This is a genomic window from Paracoccus sp. AK26, from assembly GCF_011801365.1.
Taxonomy (GTDB): Bacteria; Pseudomonadota; Alphaproteobacteria; order Rhodobacterales; family Rhodobacteraceae; genus Paracoccus; species Paracoccus aerius.
Window position 1 is genome coordinate 1,780,763 of the sequence record NZ_CP041041.1, and the last position, 16,317, is coordinate 1,797,079.

Sequence of the window (16,317 nt, forward strand, 5' to 3'; positions counted from 1 at the left end):
GAACAAAACGTAACGCGCCCCCCTGGCACGTTCAAGGGGCGGCGAAAGGGTGATTGCCGAAGGGGGCGCAGTCGGTTGATAACGGCTGCAAGTTTGCCTTCGGATGACCATGACACTGACCGTGCTGACCGGACCCGCCGCGCCCCTTGCGGGCAGCCATGCAAAAAGCGCCATCGCAAAGACGGCCGCTGACCGGCCGCTGCCGCTGACCGCCACCGGATTCGAGGGCGACGAGCAGGCTGACCGCAGGGTCCACGGCGGGCCGGAAAAGGCTGTCCATCACTATCCCCGGGACCATTACGACGCATGGCGGGCCGATCTCGGCGACTTGCCGCTGTTGGACCATCCGGGCGCCTTCGGCGAGAACATCTCGGTCGCGGGCCTGACCGAGGACGCGGTGGCCGTGGGCGACATCTTCCGGCTTGGTGGCGCCCTTGTGCAGGTGTCGCAAGGCCGGCAGCCCTGCTGGAAGCTGAACCACCGCTTCGGTGTTCCCGACATGGCGCGGCGGGTTCAGCAGACGGGCCGCACCGGCTGGTATTACCGCGTCCTGCAGCCGGGCACAGTGGCCCCCGGCGACGGTCTGGACCTGATCGACCGGCTGGCACCCGACTGGACACTGCGACGCCTGTGGCAGGCGATGTATGTGGACCGCCTGAACCGCGACGAATTGCGGGGCATCGCCGCCCTGGACGTGCTGGCCGAGGGATGGCGCAAATATGCGCAGCGCCGCCTGGACAGCGGCCGGGTCGAGGATTGGCGCCCCCGGCTGGAGGGCCGGACATGAAGCCGCCGTTGGTGATTTCCATCCAAAGCCAGGTCGTCCACGGCCATGTCGGCAATTCGGCCGCTGTCTTCCCGATGCAGGCGGCGGGACTGGAGGTCGCGGCGATCCCCACCGTGATCTTCTCGAACACGCCCGATTATCCGACCCTGCGCGGCGCGCCCCTGCCGCCGGACCTGTTCGCCGACCTTCTGCTGGGGGCTTGGGAACGCGGCCTGCCGCAGCGCGCCGAATGGCTGATGACGGGCTATATCGGCTCGGTCGAGGTGGCGCTGCTGGCGGCGGATTTCGTAGCCCGCGCAAAGGCCGCGAGCCCTGCGCTGCGATACCTGTGCGACCCCGTGATGGGGGACCACGGGCCGGGCCTTTACGTTCCGGCTGAACTGGCGGAGGTCATGCGCGACCGGCTGCTGCCGCTGGCCGACCTGGCGACGCCGAACTCGTTCGAACTGGGCCACCTGACCGGCTCTGCGATATTAGGGATGAGCGACCTTCACGCCGCCGCCGCCGCGTTGCGGATGGCCCCGGGCGCGACGTTGATCGCAACCGGCTGCGTGCTGGACGACACGGCGCCCGATCATCTGGAAAGCGTGATCCTTGGACCCGGCGGCGCGACACGTCACCCGATCTGCCGCCTGCCCGTGGCCCTTCCCGGCACGGGCGACCTGTTCGCGGGCCTGGTCATAGCCTCGCTGGGCAGGGGCCGCAGCCTGCAGCAGGCCGTTGACACCGCCCAGCAGTTGACCTCGGCCGCACTCGCCCATGCCGAGCGCATTGGCGCGCAAGAGGTCGTGCTGTCCGAACCAGCCTTCCGCGCCGCCCTGCTGACCCTGTAGAACCGGAGGAACCATGGAGATCGGCAGCGACCTGCCCGACCCGATCGTGGATCGCATCACCAAAAGCTTCGCCCGGCAGGGCCTGATGCGCCACCTGGGCGCCGAACTGGCCGGGGTGAAGGCGGGCCTTGTCACGATCCGCCTGCCCTTTCGCCCCGAACTGACCCAGCAGCACGGCTATTTCCATGCGGGCGGCACCTCGTCCATCGCGGATACCGCCGGAGGTTATGCCGGGTTCACGCTGTTCCCCGAGCAAAGCTCGGTCCTGACGGTCGAGTTCAAGCTGAACCTTCTGAATCCCGGCCAGGGCGACTGGCTTCAGGCGGTGGGGCGCGTCGTCAAGCCGGGCCGCACCCTGACCGTCTGCCAGCTGGATGTCTGGGGCATCGGGCCAGATCGGCGGGTCCATGTGGCGACCGGGCTGCAGACGCTGATCTGCGTGAAGGACCGGCCCGCCTGACGGCACCGTGACAACCGCAGGACGTTAGCGTAAACAGCCCGCGAACTTGCATTTGCGGAAGGACGGCAAGATGACACAGGCTCGGATCGGGTTGATCGGACTGGGGACGATGGGCGCGGCACTGGCGCTCAACATCGCCGAGAAGGGGTTCCCGATCGCGGTCTGGAACCGCACGACCGAGGTGACGCGGGCCTTCGCGGCGGGCGCGGGCGTGCTGGCCCCACGGGTGATCCCGACGGAAGATCTTGCCGGCCTGGTGGCGGCGATCGCGAAGCCCCGCGCGATCATCCTGATGGTGCCGGCGGGTCAGCCGGTCGATGACCAACTGGCCGCGCTTGCGCCGCTGCTGGACGCCGATGACCTGGTGATCGATGCGGGCAATGCCGATTTCCACGACACCAACCGCCGCAACGCTGCCGGGCTGCCCTTCCGCTTCCTTGGCATGGGCGTTTCCGGGGGCGAGGAAGGCGCGCGCCATGGCCCGGCCATCATGGGCGGGGGCGATGCCGCCGATTGGGACCGGGTGGCCGACGTTATGTCCGCGATCGCCGCCCGGGCCGAGGACGGAACCCCCTGCGCCGCGCGGATGGGCGACGCCGGTGCCGGCCATTTCGTGAAGATGGTCCACAACGGCATCGAATACGCGGACATGCAGATGATCGCCGAGGTCTATGGCCTGATGCGCGACGGCATGACCATGGACGCCGCCACGATCAGCGCCGCCTTTGCCGCCTGGAACGAAGGCACATTGAAGTCCTACCTGATCGAGATCTCGGCCAAGGTCACCGCCGCGGCCGATCCCCACAGCGGCAAGCCGATGGTAGACGTGATCCTGGACCGCGCGGGGCAGAAAGGCACCGGACGCTGGACCGCCATCGAGGCCCAGCACCTGTCCGCCCCCATCCCCGTGATCGAGGCCGCGGTGATGGCGCGCAACGTCTCGGCCCGGCTGGACGAACGGATGGCGGGCGAAGCCCGTTTCGGCGCCGCACCGCAGCCCTGCACCATCCAGCCGCAGGTGCTGGAGCAGGCGCTGATCGCAGGCAAGATCCTGTGCTATGCCCAAGGCTTCGCGATGATCGCGGGGGCGTCCGAACGCTTTGGCTGGACGCTGGATCTGCCCGAGATCGCGCGCGTCTGGCGGGCGGGCTGCATCATCCGGTCGGCCATGCTGAACGACATGGCGGCAGCCCTGGCCGAGGATCCGTCGCGCAACCTCATCATGGCGCCGTTCTTTGCCGACCTGATCGAGACGACCATGCCCGCCTTGCGCCAGGTGGTCTCGCAAGGCGCCGCGGCGGGGCACGCCCTGCCCGCCCTGGCGTCCGGGCTGATGTGGTTCGACCTGATGCGCACCGGGCGCGGCACAGCGAACATGATCCAGGCGCAGCGCGACTTCTTCGGCGCACATGGCTTCCAGCGTCTGGACGGGATCGACGACGCGCACGGTCCGTGGGGGCGTTCGGCCTGACGAAAAAAGGGGCAGCGCGAGGCTGCCCCTTCTGACTGATACGCGGTTACTGCCGCACTTCGCCGGTGGCGGGATCGACGCGGATCTCGACCTCGCGGTTCTCGGCGTTATGGTATTCGACTTCCCAATAGCCGTCGTCATCCCAGGAAATGTCGGTGATATGGCCCAACTCGGCGCCCAGGTCGGTTTCCAGCTTGGTGACCACCTGCGACAAGGGCATCGAGCCTTGGGGTGGCGTGTCCTGCGCCATCAGCGCCGTCGGGGCGGCAACCAGCGTCGCCAGTGCAATCATGCGGATCGTCATGGGGTCAACTCCTGTGCGGTGCGCGACCCAACGGCTGCGGCCCCCCGCGGTTCCGCCCTTGCGGCAGGCGAAACGCCCGCCTATATTCCACCTGTCCCGAGCAATCGGGACTATGGACATAAACGCGCATGTAATAAGCGGATCGGACCCGGGGGCGGTACCCGGCGACTCCACCAGATCACCCTCGTTGGGGGGCCTTGGGGTCGAAACAGGATCGACGAACGTCTAAAGATGTTTGCTTTGTCTCGGTGAGCTACCACCGTTATCGGTGCAAAATGTACAGTTGCCAACGACAACCGTGCTCCGGTCGCTCTGGCTGCGTAAGCAGCTCGGGTAACCGAAAACTAAGTCCTTTCGCCTAGCAGCGTAAGGCGGGGCCCGCAGGAGCCTGGCAACAGAATCCTGCACTTTCAATCCATTGTCTGATATGCCTGCCCTGCGCGTTTTTGTCTGCGCCGCAAGGGGGACGGGTTTATGTCGCCAGTGCCACCCGCCCCCCTTTTCAACAGCGGTCATATCCCTATGCTGGCCGGGATTCGAAGGGGACGGGCATGGCGCGATCGGGAATTGACTACGGCGGAATGATGCATCGCGCGATGCAGGGGCTGATTGCCGACGTGCTGGACCGGGTGTCCAAGCATGGCCTGCCGGGCGACCACCACTTCTTCATCACCTTCGACACGCGCGACGAAGGCGTCGAGATGGCCGACTGGCTTCGCGAACGCTATCCCGAGGAAATGACCATCGTCATCCAGCACTGGTTCGACAACCTGACCGTGGACGACCTGGGCTTCACCGTGACCCTGAACTTCGGCAATTCGCCCGAACCGATGCGCATCCCCTTCGACGCGCTGCGCACCTTCGTGGATCCCTCGGTCGAGTTCGGCCTGCGCTTCGAGACGCAGGAAGCGGACGATGACGACAACGAAGATGACGAAGACGACGAGGGGGGCGACGACAGCCCCGACGGCGGCCCGAATGGCGGCGGAGAGGTCGTTCAGCTGGACCGCTGGCGCAAATAGCAAAAGGGGCGCCTGACGCGCCCCTGTTCTAGACCATCATTTCTTTTGTCGCGGTCAGCCGCAGTTCCGGATGGTCGCGGCCCACGCGGTCGATGTCCCATTGCAGCCGCGTCAGATAGACCATGTCTCCGTCATGGTCCTGCGCGATATGGCCCTTGTTCGCCTGGACGAAGGCGTCGACCTTGTCCTTTGGTCCCGCCACCCAGCGGGCACTGGTGAACTGCGATGCCTCGAAGCGGACGGGGATGCCGTATTCGATCTCGATCCGGCTGGCCAGGACTTCGAACTGCAGGGCGCCGACGACGCCGACGATGAAGCCCGACCCGATCATCGGCTTGAAGACCTTGGCCGCGCCTTCCTCGGCGAACTGCATCAGCGCCTTTTCCAGGTGCTTTGCCTTCATCGGATCGGTGGCGCGCACCGATTGCAGCAGTTCCGGCGCAAAGGACGGGATGCCGGTAAAGCGCAGCGCCTCGCCTTCGGTCAGGGCGTCGCCGATGCGAAGCTGGCCGTGGTTCGGGATGCCGATGATGTCGCCGGCCCAGGCTTCCTCGGCCAGTTCGCGGTCGGCGGCCAGGAACAGGACCGGGTTGGACACGGCCATCGGCTTTTTCGACCGCACATGGGTCAGCTTCATGCCGCGCTCGAAATGCCCGCTGGCAAGACGCACAAAGGCCACGCGGTCGCGGTGCTTGGGGTCCATGTTCGCCTGGACCTTGAAGACAAAGCCCGTGACCGGTTTTTCCTCGGGCGCGATTTCGCGGTCGGCGCTGTTCTGGGGCTGCGGCTGCGGGCCGAATTCGCCGATGCCGACCATCAACTCCTTAACGCCGAAGCTGTTGATGGCGCTGCCGAACCAGATCGGCGTCATGTGCCCTTCCAGGAAGGCCTTGCGATCGAAGGCGGGCAGCAGCTCGCGCGCCATCTCGATTTCCTCGCGCAGCTTTTCAAGCTGGTCGGCAGGAATATGCTGGGAAAGCTTGGGATCGTCCAAGCCGCTGATCTTGATCGATTCGGCAACCCGGTTGCGGTCGGCGCGGTCCATCAGTTCCAGCCTGTCGTGCAGCAGGTCGTAGCAGCCCACGAAATCGCGCCCCGACCCGATCGGCCAGCTTGCCGGGGCCACGTCGATGGCCAGGTTTTCCTGGATCTCGTCGATGATCTCGAAGGTGTCGCGGCTTTCGCGGTCCATCTTGTTGCAAAAGGTCAGGATCGGCAGGTCGCGCATCCGGCAGACCTCGAACAGCTTGCGGGTTTGCGATTCGACGCCCTTGGCCCCGTCGATCACCATGATCGCCGCATCCACGGCAGTCAGGGTGCGGTAGGTGTCCTCCGAAAAGTCGCTGTGCCCCGGCGTGTCTACCAGGTTGAAGCGATAGCGGTCGAAGTCGAAGGACATCGCCGACGCGCTGACCGAGATCCCCCGGTCCTGCTCCATCTTCATGAAGTCCGACCGCGTCCGCCGCGCCTCGCCCTTGGCGCGCACCTGCCCGGCCATCTGGATCGCCCCGCCGAACAGCAGGAACTTTTCGGTCAGCGTGGTCTTGCCGGCATCCGGATGCGCAATGATCGCAAAGGTGCGGCGGCGGGCGATTTCGGGCGGAAGTTCGGGGCGGTTTGTCATGGGGCGGCCTGTAGCCTGCGAAACGGAAATGCGCAATCGCCAAGGGCTTTGCGGCATGGTCGGAGGCATTCTGGAAGATGGTGCTGTGAGAGAGGATTGAACTCTCGACCTCACCCTTACCAAGGGTGTGCTCTACCACTGAGCTACCACAGCATCGTGAGGGGGCGTTTAGACAAAGCCTTTGGCCCGCGCAAGGGGGTGCACCATAAAAAATCCGCCGCGTCCCGACCCTGACCCGGTGCGGGCTTTGCTGGACTGTTGCCGAACCGGACGCTAACAGGTTTCGGATGAACGACCGCCCGGACGACAAGAAAAAGCAGGAAACGCGCGAAGAACGGCTGCGGGCCGCGCTGCGCGCCAATCTGCAACGCCGCAAGGCGCAGGCGCGCGCCCGCGCGGCTGACGACAAGACCGGACGGCAGGACAGCGACACAGGCAAGGACGACGCTTAAATGGACCAGATCATCGTTCGCGGGAACGGCCCGCTTCAGGGCGAAATCCCGATTGCGGGGGCCAAGAACGCCTGCCTGACGCTGATGCCCGCGACGTTGCTGACCGACCAGCCGCTGACGCTGACCAACGCGCCGCGCCTGTCCGACATCCGCACCATGACCGCCCTGCTGCAAAGCCTGGGGGCCGAGGCTGCAAGCCTGCAGGACGGCCAGGTCCTGGCGATGTCCAGCCATGCGCTGACCAGCCACCGCGCGGATTACGACATCGTGCGCAAGATGCGCGCCTCGATCCTTGTGCTGGGGCCGATGCTGGCCCGCGACGGCCGGGCCGAGGTGTCGCTGCCCGGCGGCTGCGCCATCGGCGCGCGGCCCGTGGACCTGCACCTGAAGGCCCTGGAGGCGATGGGCGCGGAACTGGATCTGCGGGAAGGCTATGTCCATGCCAAGGCCCCGATGGGCGGGCTGCGCGGGGCGGTCTTCGATTTCCCGCTGGTTTCCGTCGGCGCGACCGAGAACGCGCTGATGGCCGCGACCCTGGCAAAGGGCACGACCGTCCTGAAGAACGCCGCACGAGAGCCCGAGATCGTGGACCTGGCCCGCTGCCTGCGCGCCATGGGCGCCCAGATCGAGGGCGAGGGCACATCCACCATCACCATCCAGGGCGTCGATGCGCTGCACGGCGCGACCCATCCCGTTGTCACCGACCGGATCGAGCTTGGCACCTATATGCTGGCGCCCGCCATCTGCGGCGGCGAGGTCGAATGCCTGGGCGGCCGGATCGAACTGCTGTCGGCCTTCTGCGAAAAGCTGGACGAGGCCGGGATCGACGTCACCGAAACCGCGCGCGGGATCAAGGTCAGCCGCAGGAACGGCATCCGCGCCGTCAACGTCACGACCGAACCCTTCCCCGGCTTCCCGACGGATCTTCAGGCGCAGTTCATGGCGCTGATGTGCGTGGCCGAAGGCACCAGCGTGCTGGAGGAGACGATCTTCGAGAACCGTTTCATGCACGCGCCCGAACTGACGCGCATGGGCGCACGGATCGAGGTCCACGGCGGCCATGCAACCGTGACCGGGGTTGACGGGTTGCGGGGTGCGCCAGTGATGGCCACGGATCTGCGCGCCTCGGTCAGCCTGATCCTTGCGGGACTTGCCGCCGAAGGCCAGACGACCGTCAGCCGGGTCTATCACCTTGACCGGGGCTATGAACATGTCGTGCGCAAGCTGCGCGGCGTGGGCGCCCATATCGAACGCGTGAAAGAGGAATAAGCCATGCCACAGGACGCCCGTTTCGCCGATGCCGATCCCGCCCCCCTGGCGCTGATGGCCGAGGACGAACAGGATCTGCGCATCCTGTCCGCGCTGCTGCAGGACGCGATCCTGCCCGCCTCGGAAATGTCCTATGATCCGCGCGGGCGGTCCCTTGCGCTGCTTCTGAACCGCTTCCGCTGGGAGGACGCCGACCAGGCCGCGGCCGAGGGTCGCGACTATGAACGCGTCCGGTCGGTCCTGCTGATCCGCGACGTGCTGCGGGTCATGTCGGACGGCATCAGCCGCGATGCCGACACCGTGCTGGAACTGCTGGCGATGGTCTGGCAGCCCGGCCCGGACGGAACGGGTCGGCTGCTGCTGGAATTCGCGGGCGACGGCACCCTGTTGGCCGAGGTCGAATGCATCAATGTCGACCTGCGCGACGTTACCCGCCCCTATCGCGCCGTGTCTGGCAAGGCCCCGGTTCATCCCGACTGATCACCCCGCCGCGCCGCTTGAGGCGCGCCCGGCTTGACGCTAACAAGACGTGATTGCAGGGGACAGATCATGCCGGTCACGTTGAACACATCGGATGCCGATTTCGAGGCGCGCTTTGGAGAGATGCTTTCGGCCAAGCGCGAGGATTCGGTCGATGTGAACGACGTGGTGGCCGGTATCATCCGCGACGTGCGCCACCGCGGCGACGCGGCGCTGTGCGACCTGACCAGCCGTTTCGACCGCCTGGATCTGACCCCCGCCACCTTGCGCTTTTCGGCAGACGAGATCGCGGCGCAGGTCTCCAAGGTATCAGTTGAGGACCGCGCGGCGCTGACGCTGGCCGCCGACCGCATCCGCGCCTATCACGAACGGCAACTGCCCGAGGATGCCAGTTGGACCGATGTCCAGGGCGCGACGCTGGGCTGGCGGTGGACGGCGGTGTCTGCCGCTGGCCTCTACGTGCCGGGGGGCCAGGCGGCCTATCCGTCATCCGTGCTGATGAACGCCATCCCCGCCCGCGTCGCCGGGGTCGAGCGGTTGGTGATCTGCGTGCCGACGCCGGACGGCGTGGTCAACCCGCTGGTGCTGCTGGCCGCGCAACTGTCGGGCGTGACCGAGATCTATCGCATCGGCGGCGCTCAGGCGATCGCGGCCCTGGCCTATGGGACTGACACGATCGCGCCGGTGGACAAGATCACCGGGCCGGGCAACGCCTATGTCGCGGCGGCCAAGCGGCAGGTCTTCGGCAAGGTCGGCATCGACATGATCGCCGGCCCGTCCGAGGTTCTGGTGATCGCCGAGGGCGACCAGCATCCCGACTGGCTGGCGCTCGACCTGCTGGCGCAGGCGGAACATGACGCCGACGCCCAGTCCATCCTGATCACCACCGATCCTGCCCTGGGCCATGCCGTGGCGGGCGCGGTGGACCGCATCCTGCCCAGCCTGCCCCGCGCCGCCATCGCGGGGGCAAGCTGGCGCGACTATGGCACGATCATCATCGCGCGCGACCTGGACGAGGCGGCCGGCCTTTCGAACAGAATTGCACCGGAACATCTGGAACTGTGCGTGGACGACCCCGACGCCCTGGCCGCGAAATGCGTCCATGCAGGCGCGATCTTCCTGGGCCCCCACACGCCCGAGGCAGTGGGCGATTACGTCAGCGGACCGAACCATGTCCTGCCCACCGCGCGCTCGGCCCGGTTCTCGTCCGGGCTGTCGGTGCTGGATTTCCTCAAGCGGACCACCATCGCGAAGCTGACGCCCGGCGCACTGGCCGCGATCGGGCCTGCCGCGATGCGTTTGGCGGCGTCCGAAGGGTTGCAGGCCCATGGCGCCTCGGTCGAGGCGCGGATCCGGATCCTGAACGAAAGGCCTGCGGAATGACCCGCATCATCCAGATCCAGATCGACGATTCCGAAGCCCCGCCCGCCACCGCCGAGATGGAGCAGGAACGCCGCGTGGCGATCTTCGACCTGATCGAGGACAACAGCTTCAGGGTGCCGGGCCGCGACGGCCAACCTGCGCCGGACGGTCCTTTCCGGCTGGACCTGTGCATCCGCGAACGTCGTCTTGTCTTTGACGTGACCGCCGAACAGGGCGACAAGGTGGCCGAGTTCCACCTGTCGCTGGGGCCCTTCCGGCAGGTGACCAAGGATTACTTCCAGATCTGCCAAAGCTATTTCGACGCTGTGAAGCGCCTGCCCCCTGCCCAGATCGAGGCGATCGACATGGCCCGGCGCGGCATTCACAACGAAGGCGCGCGGACCTTGCAGGAACGGCTGGAGGGCAAGGCGGAACTGGACATCGACACCGCCCGGCGCCTGTTCACCCTGATCTGCGCCCTGGTGCCGCAGGGCTGACGATGGTCCAGAACGCGATCCCTGCCTCGGTCCTGTTCTGCTGCGATCACAATTCCATCCGGTCCCCCATTGCCGAGGGGATGATGAAAAAGTTCTACGGCCGCGCGGCTTATGTGCAGTCGGCGGGGGTCAAGAACGACATGGAGGTGGACGGCTTCGCCATCGCCGTCTGCGACGAGATCGGCGTCAGGATCGAAAACCACCGCAGCCGCAGTTTCGACGAGATGAAGGACTGGGGGGACGACCTGGGCGGCTTCGACCTGATCGTGGCCCTGTCCCCAGCCAGCCAGCGGCAGGCCCTGGAACTGACGCGGGTCTTTCACCTGGACGTGGAATATTGGCCGATCATGGATCCGACCGGGCTGGCGGAAGGCCGCGATGCCCAGCTTGCCGCCTATCGCCAGACGCGCGACCAGATCCGGACGCGGATGATCGAACGCTTCGGCCCCCCGACCGAACCCGCCGACGACGCAACACGGTCATAAAAAAGCCGCGCCTGCCCGAAGGCGGCGCGGCAGTATGGCATTCGTGATGGGGTAGAATCAGCGACGCCAGTTGGACGGCACGTCCCAGATGGGGCGCGCGATTTCATCCGCGACCTGGTCGCGGGTCAGGCCGATGTCGCGCAACTGCTCGTCCGTCAGACTGGCAAGGTCAAGGCGAGAGCGGCGGAGGCTGATCAGGTTCAAGATACGCTTGCCCAGTGACGGGCGCGACTTGCCGAGCCCGGCAGCAAGGGAAAGCGAAGCGGCTGTCTTGACAGACATCGTTCGTCTCCGATGATGAAACGCATCATCCGATGTGATGCGTTTACGGTTTCCAATTTCCGTTATTGATAGATAACGCGGCCTGTCGTATGTTTGAAACGAATGTTTTTGATCGCTTGCATCATGGAAACCGAACGATGCGTAACCTGGACATCGCCACCCTCCGCTCGCTTCAGGCCGTGGCAGAATATGGCGCGGTCACCCGCGCGGCCGAGGCGCTGAACATGACGCAAAGCGCCCTGTCGATGCAGATCAAGCGCCTGGACGACCTGTTCGGAGAGGCGATGTTGCAGAAGCATGGCCGGGGCGTGATCCTGACCGACTTCGCCACCGAACTGCTGGTCGAGGCCCGCAAGCTGGTCGCGCTCAACGATGCGATCCTGTCGCGCTTTACCGGCCACCGCCCCGAGGCGCGGCTGCGCGTCGGGCTGACCAGCGACTGGCTTTTCACCAAGGTTGCCCAGGCGGTGCGCGCCTTCCGCCAGGCCAACCCGCGGATCGAACTGATCATCAACGACGGCCGCAGCAAGGATCTGCGCAGCCAGATGAAGCGGGGCGAGCATGACGTGATCCTGACGACCGAGTTCGAGACGCCGCCGGGTGCAATCCACCTAGCCAAGGTCGACCTCGCGTGGTTCGGCGCCATCGGCGGCACTGCCTGGTCGCAGCGGCCGGTGCCGCTCGCGAACTCGCCCCATTGCGCCTATTACCCGGTGGGGCTGACGGCGCTTGACCGGGCGGGGATCGAATGGGTGCAGGGGGTGGCGGACGGCGGCAGCGATACCTGGCGGGTGACCGCGGCGGCCGACCTGGGGATCACCATCCTTCCCCGCGGCATCGCCCAGGCGGGACTTGAGCCGGTCGATCACGGCGGCGCCTTGCCGCCCCTGCCGCCGACCTGGCTGAACGTCTATGTGGCCGACGGCCCGGCGCGGCGGGAAGCGGCCGAGTTTGCCGGCTATCTTCGACGAGCCGTCTGCGAAGTGGCCGCCATGGCGGCTTGATCCGCCCGGCTGATTGACAGCCCGCGCCCGGCGCTGCAGTTAGGCACCGGCAAAGCGGAGTGGACGATGACCAGGATCGATGAAACCTTTCAGCGGTTGCAAGACCAGGGCCGCAAGGCCTTCGTGACCTATATCATGGCATCGGATCCCGATGACGCCACCACGCTCGAAATCATGCGCGGCCTGCCGGAAGCAGGCGTCGACATCATCGAGCTTGGAATGCCTTTCACCGACCCGATGGCCGACGGCCCGACGATCCAGTCCGCCGGTCAGCGCGCGCTTGCGGCAGGGGGCAGCGTGTCGCGGACCTTGGCGATCCTGCGCGAATTCCGCAAGACCGACAACACGACCCCGGTCGTGCTGATGGGCTACTACAACCCGATCTATGCCCGCACAGGCGGGGTCGAGGGCTTTCTGGTCGATGCCAAGGAGGCGGGCGTCGACGGCCTGATCGTCGTCGACCTTCCGCCCGAGGAAGACGAGGAACTGTGCATTCCCGCCCAACGCGCGGGCCTCAACTTCATCCGTCTGGCCACGCCCACGACCGACGACCGCCGGCTTCCGGCTGTGGTCAAGAACACCTCGGGCTTCGTGTACTACGTCAGCGTGACCGGCATCACCGGCGGCCCCGCCGCCAACGCCGCCGAGGTCGCCCCCGAGGTCGCGCGCATCCGCAAGGCGGCCAACCTGCCGGTCGTCGTGGGCTTCGGCATCTCGACGCCCGAGGCGGCCGAGAAGATCGCAAGCGTCGCCGACGGCTGCGTGGTGGGCAGCGCCATCGTCAAGAAGATCAGCGAGGGCCGCCCCGTGCCCGAGGTGCTGGACTTCGTGCGCGACCTGGCCGCCGGGGCGCATCGCGGCTGATGGTCCTGCTGCGCGACGCACGGCCGGACGACGTTCCAGCCATCGCGGCGATCTGGAACCCGATCATCCGCGACACCGTCGTGACCTTCTGGCCGACCGAGCGGACCGAGACCGAGATCGCGGCCCTGATCCGCGACCGCCAGGCCGAAGGCCGCCCCTTCACGGTGGCCGAGGCGGGCACCGGCATCATGGGCTTCGCGACCTACAGCCAGTTCCGCAACGGCGGCGGCTATGCCCGCAGCATGGAACACACGATCTATCTGGCGCCCGAAGCCCGGAACAGCGGAACGGGCAGGCTGTTGCTGGACGCCCTTGAAGATCATGCCCGCGCCTGCGGGCATCGGCTGATGATCGGCGGGATCACCGCCTCGAACGAAGGCTCGCTGCGCTTCCATGCGCGGCAGGGCTATGTCGAATGGGGCCGCATTCCATGCGCCGGCTGGAAGTTCGGGCAGTTCCATGACCTGGTGCTGATGGGCAAGGATCTTGGCTCCGACCTTGGTCTTGCGACACCCTGACACTACCCATGCGTTCCGTTAGCGGATAACCTAAGGGCATGGACATGCGCGCGACTGACATCCCCTGCCCCAGCCTGCCGAAGCCCCGCAGCTTCTGGCAGCGCATTGCCGACCGCCTGGCAGCCTTCCTGGGCAGCACGCGGCCCGCGATCCCGCCCGAACGCTCGGTCGCCTTTACCATCGCCGTGATCGCGCTTGGCGCGAAGCTGGCGAAATCCGACGGCACCGTCGGACGGGCCGAGGTTGCCGCCTTCCGGCGCGTCTTCATCATCCCGCGCGCCGAGGAAAAGAACGCAGCCCGCGTCTTCGACCTGGCCCGACAGGACGTGGCCGGCTTCGACGCATGGGCACGCCGCATCGCCGCGATGTTTCCCGCAGGTGACCCGGTCCTGGCCGACGTGATCGAAGGGCTTTGCATCATCGCCGTCGCCGATGGCGGGATGCACGAGAACGAGATCCTGTTCATCGACGAGGTTGGCCGCATCTTTGGCCTGCCCTCTGAACAGGTGGTCGCGATCCGCCTGCGCCACGACCGCCAGACCGACTGCCCGCCTTGCGACGTGCTGGGCATCCCCCTGGACACCCCCATGCCCGAGGCACGCAAGCGGTTCCGCGCCCTGATCCTGGAATCCCATCCCGACCGCGCGATCGCCCGCGGCCTGCCCCCCGAAGCCGTGCGCCTGGCCGAGGCGCGCACCCGCCGCCTCAACGAGGCGTGGGAGAAGTTCAGGCAGATGCGCCGGGGCTCGGTTCCCCAGCCTGCCGAATAGCCGCCCTTGCCGCGCAGGGGCGCAGCGACTAGGTTCGCCCTGACCCTGCGACGGACCCCGTGATGCCCCAAGACGCTGCACCTGCCTATCAGGTCCTGGCCCGAAAATACCGGCCCGAGACCTTTGCCGACCTGGTCGGCCAGGACGCGATGGTGCGCACGCTGAAGAACGCCTTTGCCGCCGACCGGATCGCGCAGGCCTTCATCATGACGGGCATCCGCGGCACGGGAAAGACCACCACGGCGCGGATCATCGCCAAGGGCATGAACTGCATCGGCCCCGACGGACAGGGCGGCCCCACGACAGAACCCTGCGGCACCTGCGAACATTGCGTGGCGATCAGCGAAGGCCGTCATGTCGACGTGCTGGAAATGGACGCCGCGTCGCGCACCGGCGTGAACGACATCCGCGAGATCATCGAAAGCGTGCATTACCGGGCGGCATCCGCGCGCTACAAGATCTACATCATCGACGAAGTCCACATGCTGTCGACCAGTGCGTTCAACGCGCTGTTGAAGACGCTGGAGGAGCCGCCCCCGCATGTGAAGTTCATCTTCGCCACGACCGAAATCCGCAAGGTTCCGGTCACGGTCCTGTCGCGTTGCCAACGCTTCGACCTGCGCCGGATCGAGCCCGAGGTGATGATCGCCCTTCTGCGCCGCATCGCCGGGGCCGAGGGCGCGCAGATTACCGATGACGCGCTTGCGCTGATCACCCGCGCGGCGGAAGGATCGGCCCGCGACGCGACCAGCCTTCTGGACCAGGCGATCAGTCACGGCGCGGGGGAAACCACCGCTGAACAGGTCCGTGCCATGCTGGGCCTTGCAGACCGGGGCCGGGTCATCGACCTGTTCGAGATGATCCTGCGCGGTGACGCTGCATCCGCACTGACCGAGTTGCAGTCGCAATATGCCGACGGCGCCGACCCGGTGGCCGTGCTGCGCGACCTGGCCGAGATCACGCACTGGATTTCCGTGGTGAAGATCACGCCGGATGCGGGCGAGGATCCGACCATCGCGCCCGACGAACGGGTGCGTGGCAAGGAACTGGCCGAGAAGCTGGCGATGCGGGTGCTGACCCGGCTTTGGCAGATGCTGCTCAAGGCGCTTGAGGAAGTTTCAGCGGCGCCCAACGCTATGATGGCGGCGGAAATGGCGATCATCCGCCTGACCCATGTGGCCGACCTGCCCGACCCCGAGGCACTGATCCGCCGCGTTCAGCAGGCGCAGGCGGCGGGTGATTTCACCCGCTCTGCCGCACCCGCGGCGCCCTCGCAGGCCCCTCGTGCCGCACGTCCTGCGCCGGTGATCGCGCAGCGGTCGGGCGCGGCGACGGCGCTTGCCGTCAGCCCCGACGCCTTCGCGGCCTGGCCCGACTTCGCCTCGGTCCTGGAACTGATCCGGCGGATGGGGGACATGCTTCTGCTGGTGCAGGTGGAACGGCATGTGGGCCTTGTCCGCTACAGCCCCGGCCGGATCGAGTTCGAGCCGAAGGGCAACGCGCCCCGCGATCTGGCGCAGAAGCTGGCCGAACGCCTGCGCGGCTGGACGGGCGGGCAACGCTGGGCCGTCACCGTCACGAACGACGGCGGCGCGCCGACCATTGCCGAACAGCAGGCCGCCGAACAGCGCGAACGCGAGGAACGGGCCATGCAACTGCCCATCGTGCAGCAGGTGCTGGCGACATTTCCAGGCGCGAAACTGCGCGACGTGCGGCGCGTTGCCCCCGAGGTCGAGGCCGTCGAGGCGGAAGGCGCGGCCAACCCGCACGAGCTGACCCAAGGCCCCGTGGCCGAGGTCGAGGAATGGGATCCCTTCGAGGACGAGGAATAGA

19 protein-coding genes, 1 tRNA gene and 1 other RNA gene are annotated in these 16,317 nt (G+C 66.8%); 17 read left to right on the top strand and 4 right to left on the bottom strand.

Annotation, left to right across the window (positions count from 1 at the left end):
• The first annotated feature begins 109 nt into the window (after positions 1–109).
• The 4 genes from FIU66_RS08795 (at position 110) to gndA (ending at position 3,551) form a co-directional block, all read left to right on the top strand.
• Positions 110–787 carry an MOSC domain-containing protein gene (locus FIU66_RS08795; RefSeq protein ID WP_167622356.1) on the top strand — a complete coding sequence of 226 codons (678 nt, stop codon included), beginning with the start codon at positions 110–112 and terminating at the stop codon, positions 785–787.
• Complete coding sequence (gene pdxY / locus FIU66_RS08800; RefSeq protein ID WP_167622357.1) at positions 784–1,620, top strand: pyridoxal kinase; 837 nt, start codon at positions 784–786, stop codon at positions 1,618–1,620. Before FIU66_RS08795 ends, pdxY begins: the two co-directional genes overlap by 4 nt.
• 13 nt (positions 1,621–1,633) lie before the next feature.
• The gene (locus FIU66_RS08805) at positions 1,634–2,080 is read left to right on the top strand and encodes a PaaI family thioesterase (protein ID WP_167622358.1); all 447 of its coding nucleotides are present in this window, start codon (positions 1,634–1,636) and stop codon (positions 2,078–2,080) included.
• 70 nt (positions 2,081–2,150) lie between these two features.
• The gene (gene gndA, locus FIU66_RS08810) at positions 2,151–3,551 is read left to right on the top strand and encodes an NADP-dependent phosphogluconate dehydrogenase (protein WP_167622359.1); all 1,401 of its coding nucleotides are present in this window, start codon (positions 2,151–2,153) and stop codon (positions 3,549–3,551) included.
• 46 nt (positions 3,552–3,597) lie between these two features.
• Here the strand turns inward: gndA and FIU66_RS08815 are convergent, their stop codons facing one another.
• Positions 3,598–3,855, bottom strand: a complete 258-nt coding sequence (locus FIU66_RS08815; RefSeq protein ID WP_167622360.1) for a PepSY domain-containing protein — start codon at positions 3,853–3,855, stop codon at positions 3,598–3,600.
• 54 nt (positions 3,856–3,909) lie between these two features.
• Here FIU66_RS08815 and ssrA point away from each other — a divergent pair.
• Together ssrA and FIU66_RS08825 are read left to right on the top strand one after the other, a co-directional pair.
• Positions 3,910–4,264: a transfer-messenger RNA gene (ssrA, locus tag FIU66_RS08820) on the top strand.
• Between the two features lie 142 nt (positions 4,265–4,406).
• Positions 4,407–4,877, top strand: a complete 471-nt coding sequence (locus FIU66_RS08825) for an SspB family protein (RefSeq protein WP_167622361.1) — start codon at positions 4,407–4,409, stop codon at positions 4,875–4,877.
• Between the two features lie 28 nt (positions 4,878–4,905).
• Here FIU66_RS08825 and FIU66_RS08830 read toward each other — a convergent pair whose 3' ends face one another.
• Entirely contained in the window at positions 4,906–6,501 is a 1,596-nt protein-coding gene (locus FIU66_RS08830; RefSeq protein WP_167622362.1) for a peptide chain release factor 3, read from the bottom strand.
• Between the two features lie 78 nt (positions 6,502–6,579).
• Positions 6,580–6,654: transfer RNA gene (locus FIU66_RS08835), tRNA-Thr, on the bottom strand.
• Between the two features lie 134 nt (positions 6,655–6,788).
• On the opposite strand from FIU66_RS08835, the gene FIU66_RS08840 reads away from it, so the two are divergent.
• From FIU66_RS08840 to FIU66_RS08865, 6 genes are all read left to right on the top strand, one after another.
• Positions 6,789–6,953: a hypothetical protein gene (locus FIU66_RS08840; protein ID WP_167622363.1), complete on the top strand. Its 165-nt coding sequence runs from the start codon at positions 6,789–6,791 to the stop codon at positions 6,951–6,953.
• Positions 6,954–8,222 carry a UDP-N-acetylglucosamine 1-carboxyvinyltransferase gene (gene murA, locus FIU66_RS08845; RefSeq protein ID WP_167622364.1) on the top strand — a complete coding sequence of 423 codons (1,269 nt, stop codon included), beginning with the start codon at positions 6,954–6,956 and terminating at the stop codon, positions 8,220–8,222.
• Between the two features lie 3 nt (positions 8,223–8,225).
• Complete coding sequence (locus FIU66_RS08850) at positions 8,226–8,702, top strand: DUF2948 family protein (protein WP_167622365.1); 477 nt, start codon at positions 8,226–8,228, stop codon at positions 8,700–8,702.
• A 69-nt stretch (positions 8,703–8,771) separates the two neighbouring features.
• Positions 8,772–10,085, top strand: a complete 1,314-nt coding sequence (hisD, locus tag FIU66_RS08855; protein ID WP_167622366.1) for a histidinol dehydrogenase — start codon at positions 8,772–8,774, stop codon at positions 10,083–10,085.
• Complete coding sequence (locus FIU66_RS08860) at positions 10,082–10,561, top strand: UPF0262 family protein (RefSeq protein ID WP_167622367.1); 480 nt, start codon at positions 10,082–10,084, stop codon at positions 10,559–10,561. The genes hisD and FIU66_RS08860 overlap by 4 nt, the downstream gene beginning before the upstream one ends.
• Positions 10,562–10,563: 2 nt before the next feature.
• Entirely contained in the window at positions 10,564–11,046 is a 483-nt protein-coding gene (locus tag FIU66_RS08865; RefSeq protein WP_167622368.1) for a low molecular weight phosphatase family protein, read from the top strand.
• A 57-nt stretch (positions 11,047–11,103) separates the two neighbouring features.
• On the opposite strand, the gene FIU66_RS08870 is transcribed toward FIU66_RS08865, so the two are convergent.
• Positions 11,104–11,328 carry a DUF1127 domain-containing protein gene (locus FIU66_RS08870; protein WP_167622369.1) on the bottom strand — a complete coding sequence of 75 codons (225 nt, stop codon included), beginning with the start codon at positions 11,326–11,328 and terminating at the stop codon, positions 11,104–11,106.
• A gap of 137 nt (positions 11,329–11,465) precedes the next feature.
• Here FIU66_RS08870 and FIU66_RS08875 point away from each other — a divergent pair, with 137 nt between their 5' ends.
• The 5 genes from FIU66_RS08875 (at position 11,466) to FIU66_RS08895 (ending at position 16,316) form a co-directional block, all read left to right on the top strand.
• Complete coding sequence (locus tag FIU66_RS08875; RefSeq protein ID WP_167622370.1) at positions 11,466–12,332, top strand: LysR family transcriptional regulator; 867 nt, start codon at positions 11,466–11,468, stop codon at positions 12,330–12,332.
• 66 nt (positions 12,333–12,398) lie between these two features.
• Entirely contained in the window at positions 12,399–13,196 is a 798-nt protein-coding gene (gene trpA / locus FIU66_RS08880; RefSeq protein ID WP_167622371.1) for a tryptophan synthase subunit alpha, read from the top strand.
• Positions 13,196–13,714: a GNAT family N-acetyltransferase gene (locus FIU66_RS08885; RefSeq protein WP_240544646.1), complete on the top strand. Its 519-nt coding sequence runs from the start codon at positions 13,196–13,198 to the stop codon at positions 13,712–13,714. Before trpA ends, FIU66_RS08885 begins: the two co-directional genes overlap by 1 nt.
• 44 nt (positions 13,715–13,758) lie before the next feature.
• Entirely contained in the window at positions 13,759–14,484 is a 726-nt protein-coding gene (locus FIU66_RS08890; RefSeq protein WP_240544647.1) for a molecular chaperone DjiA, read from the top strand.
• Between the two features lie 62 nt (positions 14,485–14,546).
• Positions 14,547–16,316: a DNA polymerase III subunit gamma/tau gene (locus FIU66_RS08895; RefSeq protein WP_167622373.1), complete on the top strand. Its 1,770-nt coding sequence runs from the start codon at positions 14,547–14,549 to the stop codon at positions 16,314–16,316.
• The last annotated feature ends 1 nt before the right edge of the window (position 16,317 follow it).

Coding starts and splice junctions, on each gene's coding strand:
- FIU66_RS08795 (WP_167622356.1), top strand. CDS start 110: ATGACACTGACCGTGCTGACCGGACCCGCCGCGCCCCTTGCGGGCAGC.
- pdxY (WP_167622357.1), top strand. CDS start 784: ATGAAGCCGCCGTTGGTGATTTCCATCCAAAGCCAGGTCGTCCACGGC.
- FIU66_RS08805 (WP_167622358.1), top strand. CDS start 1,634: ATGGAGATCGGCAGCGACCTGCCCGACCCGATCGTGGATCGCATCACC.
- gndA (WP_167622359.1), top strand. CDS start 2,151: ATGACACAGGCTCGGATCGGGTTGATCGGACTGGGGACGATGGGCGCG.
- FIU66_RS08815 (WP_167622360.1), bottom strand. CDS start 3,855: ATGACGATCCGCATGATTGCACTGGCGACGCTGGTTGCCGCCCCGACG.
- FIU66_RS08825 (WP_167622361.1), top strand. CDS start 4,407: ATGGCGCGATCGGGAATTGACTACGGCGGAATGATGCATCGCGCGATG.
- FIU66_RS08830 (WP_167622362.1), bottom strand. CDS start 6,501: ATGACAAACCGCCCCGAACTTCCGCCCGAAATCGCCCGCCGCCGCACC.
- FIU66_RS08840 (WP_167622363.1), top strand. CDS start 6,789: ATGAACGACCGCCCGGACGACAAGAAAAAGCAGGAAACGCGCGAAGAA.
- murA (WP_167622364.1), top strand. CDS start 6,954: ATGGACCAGATCATCGTTCGCGGGAACGGCCCGCTTCAGGGCGAAATC.
- FIU66_RS08850 (WP_167622365.1), top strand. CDS start 8,226: ATGCCACAGGACGCCCGTTTCGCCGATGCCGATCCCGCCCCCCTGGCG.
- hisD (WP_167622366.1), top strand. CDS start 8,772: ATGCCGGTCACGTTGAACACATCGGATGCCGATTTCGAGGCGCGCTTT.
- FIU66_RS08860 (WP_167622367.1), top strand. CDS start 10,082: ATGACCCGCATCATCCAGATCCAGATCGACGATTCCGAAGCCCCGCCC.
- FIU66_RS08865 (WP_167622368.1), top strand. CDS start 10,564: ATGGTCCAGAACGCGATCCCTGCCTCGGTCCTGTTCTGCTGCGATCAC.
- FIU66_RS08870 (WP_167622369.1), bottom strand. CDS start 11,328: ATGTCTGTCAAGACAGCCGCTTCGCTTTCCCTTGCTGCCGGGCTCGGC.
- FIU66_RS08875 (WP_167622370.1), top strand. CDS start 11,466: ATGCGTAACCTGGACATCGCCACCCTCCGCTCGCTTCAGGCCGTGGCA.
- trpA (WP_167622371.1), top strand. CDS start 12,399: ATGACCAGGATCGATGAAACCTTTCAGCGGTTGCAAGACCAGGGCCGC.
- FIU66_RS08885 (WP_240544646.1), top strand. CDS start 13,196: ATGGTCCTGCTGCGCGACGCACGGCCGGACGACGTTCCAGCCATCGCG.
- FIU66_RS08890 (WP_240544647.1), top strand. CDS start 13,759: ATGCGCGCGACTGACATCCCCTGCCCCAGCCTGCCGAAGCCCCGCAGC.
- FIU66_RS08895 (WP_167622373.1), top strand. CDS start 14,547: ATGCCCCAAGACGCTGCACCTGCCTATCAGGTCCTGGCCCGAAAATAC.